This window comes from Sulfitobacter sp. (assembly GCF_036960155.1).
Classification (GTDB): Bacteria; Pseudomonadota; Alphaproteobacteria; order Rhodobacterales; family Rhodobacteraceae; genus Sulfitobacter.
In genome coordinates this window covers 1-4,073 of sequence record NZ_JBALWB010000032.1, presented here as the reverse complement: position 1 = coordinate 4,073, position 4,073 = coordinate 1, and the positions used below count along the sequence as shown (strand labels likewise).

Below are 4,073 nucleotides of genomic sequence, written 5' to 3'. Positions count from 1 at the left end.
AAGGAAATTGATTCACCGACAAAATCCGCCACAAAGAAACTGTGAGGCTGACGATAGAGCCGCTCAGGTGTCTCGATCTGCTCAATCCGGCCGTGATTGACCACTGCAATCCGGTCCGACATCGTCAGGGCTTCGCGCTGATCATGGGTCACGTACACAACAGTTGCATCCAATTTTTGATGGAGCGCCTTCAATTCAATTTGCATATGTTCGCGCAGCTTTTTGTCGAGCGCGGATAGGGGTTCATCCATAAGGATAATCTGCGGCTCGAATACCATCGAGCGGGCAAGAGCCACACGCTGTCTTTGGCCGCCAGACAATTGGGTGATACGCCGATCCCCATAGCCGCCAAGCTGTACGGTATCCAGCGCACGCTCGGCGCGGGCCTTTTGATCGTTTTTGGAAACCCCGCGGACTTTCAGCGGATAGGCCACGTTTTCTGCCACCGTCATGAATGGAAACAACGCATAGCTTTGAAAAACCATGCCAAGGCCGCGTTTGTGTGGCGGCGTCGCAATCATTTCGCGATCGCCAAACCGGATCGACCCGCCATCAGGACGTACAAAACCGGCCAGTGCCATCAGGAGCGTCGTTTTGCCCGAGCCCGATGGCCCAAGCAATGTCAGGAATTCGCCTGCAGCAATATTCAGCGACACATCATCGAGCGCTTTGACCGCTCCGTAGGCCTTGCAAAGGCTGGATACGTCGATGGGAAGGGATTGGGCAGTAGAGGACATACGGGCTCCTAACCTGACAAAAATGGGCGCAGTACAAAATGCACTGCGCCAAAATGGATTACTGCTGGATCAGCGTGTCAAACTCTTCGGTCAACTCACCCAGCTGGCCGATGTAAAAGTTTGGATCGACCAAAAGCTGCTTGCCGTAGTTGTCGGGATGCGTATTAACCAGCAAAGCCTGTTCGTCCGAGATAATGCCGGTGTCAAACGCGCCCGTATTCACTGGACCCAGCGGCATCGTGACCGCCAGCCGCGCCTGCGCTTCGGCACTGATCAATTCATTGATCAGGCGCATCGCATTCTCGACGTTTGGCGCGCCCTTGGGCACCAGCAAGCAATCAACGTCCATCGTGCCACCATCGAATGCATAAGCGACGTCAATGCCGGATGCGATCACACTTTCCACACGGTTATGGCCCATGTGGATCACGTCTACCTCACCATCACGCAGCAATTGTGCGGATTGAGATCCGCCACGATACCAAACAGTGACTTCGGGCGCGATCTCTCCCAATTTGGACCAGGCACGCTCCATGCCCTCGTCCGTGGCCAACGTGTCGTAGACTTCTGTCATAGGCACACCATCGGCCATAAGGGCTGCCTCAAGGTTGTAATTCACCTTGCCATGCATGCTGCGCTTGCCGGGGAATTTTTCCAGATCCCAGAACTCTGCCCAGTTGGATGGACCATTGTCGCCAAAGGCATCCTTGCGATAGGCGATCACCTTAGTGAAGTTGATGAAGCCGATGTAGTTTTCATGGATCAGCTCTTCGGGGATACCCGTTGTGTCGACAATCGAGTAATCGATTGGCTCAAGGCTGCCCTCTCGGCTGAGTGTTTCACACGAGGGCAAATCCTGCTCAGTCACATCCCAAGCGACGGCACCCGCTGTGATTTGCGCGCGCACGTCCTGAATACCATTTGTCGTATCTTCCTTTACCGTGACACCCAATGCGCTGGCTGCAGGCTCTAGCATTGCTGAACGTAAAGCATCCTGAAATGCTCCACCCCAGGATGAAAACACAACCTCGCCGTCAGCGGCAGCTGGTCCACTGGCAAGTGCTACGGCAAATACGCCGCAGAGCATTGTTGTTCTGAAAAAGTTCTTTGATGCATTGGTCGATGACATTAGCGATCCCCTTTTGGTAGCATTTAAAATGTTTCACTGTGCAAAACGACGTTTCATTATTGATAATGGCAGAATCAAGACCTGTCAACGATTCATTTCGACCGAATCTGGAGTTGAAATTTTATTTGTTGAAGACTCAGGTCCTGAGAAGGGTCCTGCGAACGCCATTCTAGTCACACATTTGTGTTACACTGGGCGTTTAGAAAACCATGAAATGAAAGTCTGCTTCGGGGCGAACGCGGACATGTTCAGAGCTAGAGTTTGATCGTTTTGAACTTCCGGTTATGGCACAAAGCAGACCCTTTAAGATCGTCGAGTTGATGTCCGTAACAGTGGGGAAAGCAGAAGTTATTTCTGAGAAATCTGAAAACCCATTTTGAATGTCCGTTAATAGAGGGGTAAACGGAAGTGTTTTCAAGCTGCCAAAAACAGCTGTTGTTGACCCAAAGAAGACATTCGTTTGATTGGCTCAAAGCTCTGCTATGCGGACGAAGTGATCTTTCGCTGCAAATGCGCCAACGGCTGCTTTCAGGATTTTCAATTCAATAAACAATGGTGGCGTGGGGGTCGATCCAGTTAGATTGAGCAGTGTTTTATGCGCTAAAACTTCCCAGTTTTTGAGGTGCCCTTATGATACAAGCCTAGGAGACGTATCACCCTAAATCTATATTTCGGTTGGTTTCTATTTGAGTACGCTAACCTTCATTTTCTCGCCAAATGCTTCCTCATAGCCGCGAATGGCCTCCGAATATTCCAAACTATCCAATATGTCATCACGGCCTTCGATCAGGGCCATTTGGGTGGCGGCGTCCATCTGGAAAGGTGTACTGAACTTCCCGGCCGTGATCACACAATTTTCGATGTCGACCGCAACCTCGATACCTTGCTGTGCCAGCTCCAATAGGCGATCTCGCTCGTCTGCCGTGACAATGGGCAGGGCAAGGCCGTTCTTGCGCGCATTGTCGTAAAAAATACCTGCAAACCCCGTGCCGATGACTGCCGTGATCCCCAATTGGCTTAAGCCCCAAACGGCATGTTCGCGGCTGGACCCGCAGCCAAAGTTGTCTCCCACCACAAGGATTGTCGCAACGTTCCAAGGCTTTCGGTTCAAAATGAATTCCGGGCGAATATCGCCGGCATCATCAAACCGCAGGTCGGCGAACGTTCCGTCGGCAAGCCCCTCACGCGTGATCGTAATCAAGAAACGCTTGGGCATGATCACGTCTGTATCAACATTTGCGAGGGGCAATGGGGCCGCAAGACCGGTTACCTGTTTGGGCATCTACTCGGCCTCCGTTTCAAAATCGCGGACATCAGCCAGCCTGCCCGAAATCGCAGCGGCGGCCACCATCGCGGGGCTCATCAAATGTGTGCGTGCGCCCCGACCTTGCCGTCCTTCAAAGTTGCGGTTGGTTGATGACGCGACGCGTTCGCCGTCCATCGCAATATCATTGTTCATGGCCAAACACATCGAACAGCCACTATTTGGACGCCAGTCGAACCCAGCGGCAATGAATATCTTGTCGAGGCCTTCGGCCTCTGCTTGCATCCGCGTCATCGTAGACCCAGGTACAATAATTGCATCTATGCCATCCGCAACTTTACGGTTCTTCAGGACTTTTGCGGCGGCTCTCAGATCTTCGATCCGGCTATTCGTGCAAGAGCCGATAAAAGCACTGTCGATCGTGATGCTATCCACCGGCTGGCCAGCTTTCAACCCCATGTAGTCAAGCGCGCGTTTATGCGCTGCCTTATCTTCCGGTGTGATTTGGCTCTCAAGAGCAGGGACATGGCCATCAATCGGGACGGACTGGTCGGGGCTTGTCCCCCAGCTGACTAGTGGTGCGATGTCGTTGGCGGCGATCTTGAAGACGGTATCAAATTTCGCGCCCGCGTCTGACACCCATTCCTCTTTATCGAACTCAAGAAGGTCCCCGTGCGGGCTTCCTTCCGTTGCGCGAAACGCTTGGTCGTCTGCAGCGATCAGGGCAGCGCGACCGCCAAGTTCGACCGCCATATTACAGATGGTCATCCGCCCGGACATGGATTGCGCGCGGATGGTTGAGCCTGTAAATTCAACGGCATACCCATTGGCACCACCCGCGCCCACGACCTGCACCACCTTCATGATGATGTCTTTGGCGGTGACCGAAGGAGCAAGATCGCCCTCAACCTCAACAAGCATCGTCTTGAGGCGTTTATACCGC

4 protein-coding genes are annotated in these 4,073 nt (G+C 52.9%); all 4 read right to left on the bottom strand.

What is annotated here, in order from left to right; all coding sequences use genetic code 11:
• Positions 1-737 (bottom strand): ABC transporter ATP-binding protein (locus V7775_RS24665; RefSeq protein WP_335754589.1); only part of this gene is annotated, 737 nt, incomplete at its 3' end.
• Between the two features lie 58 nt (positions 738-795).
• On the bottom strand, positions 796-1,866 hold the full coding sequence (locus V7775_RS24660) for an ABC transporter substrate-binding protein (protein WP_335754588.1): 1,071 nt from the start codon (positions 1,864-1,866) through the stop codon (positions 796-798).
• 682 nt (positions 1,867-2,548) lie between these two features.
• Positions 2,549-3,148, bottom strand: a complete 600-nt coding sequence (gene leuD / locus V7775_RS24655) for a 3-isopropylmalate dehydratase small subunit (RefSeq protein ID WP_335754587.1) — start codon at positions 3,146-3,148, stop codon at positions 2,549-2,551.
• A partial coding sequence (locus V7775_RS24650) for an aconitase family protein (RefSeq protein WP_335754586.1) occupies positions 3,149-4,073 on the bottom strand: 925 nt, incomplete at its 5' end.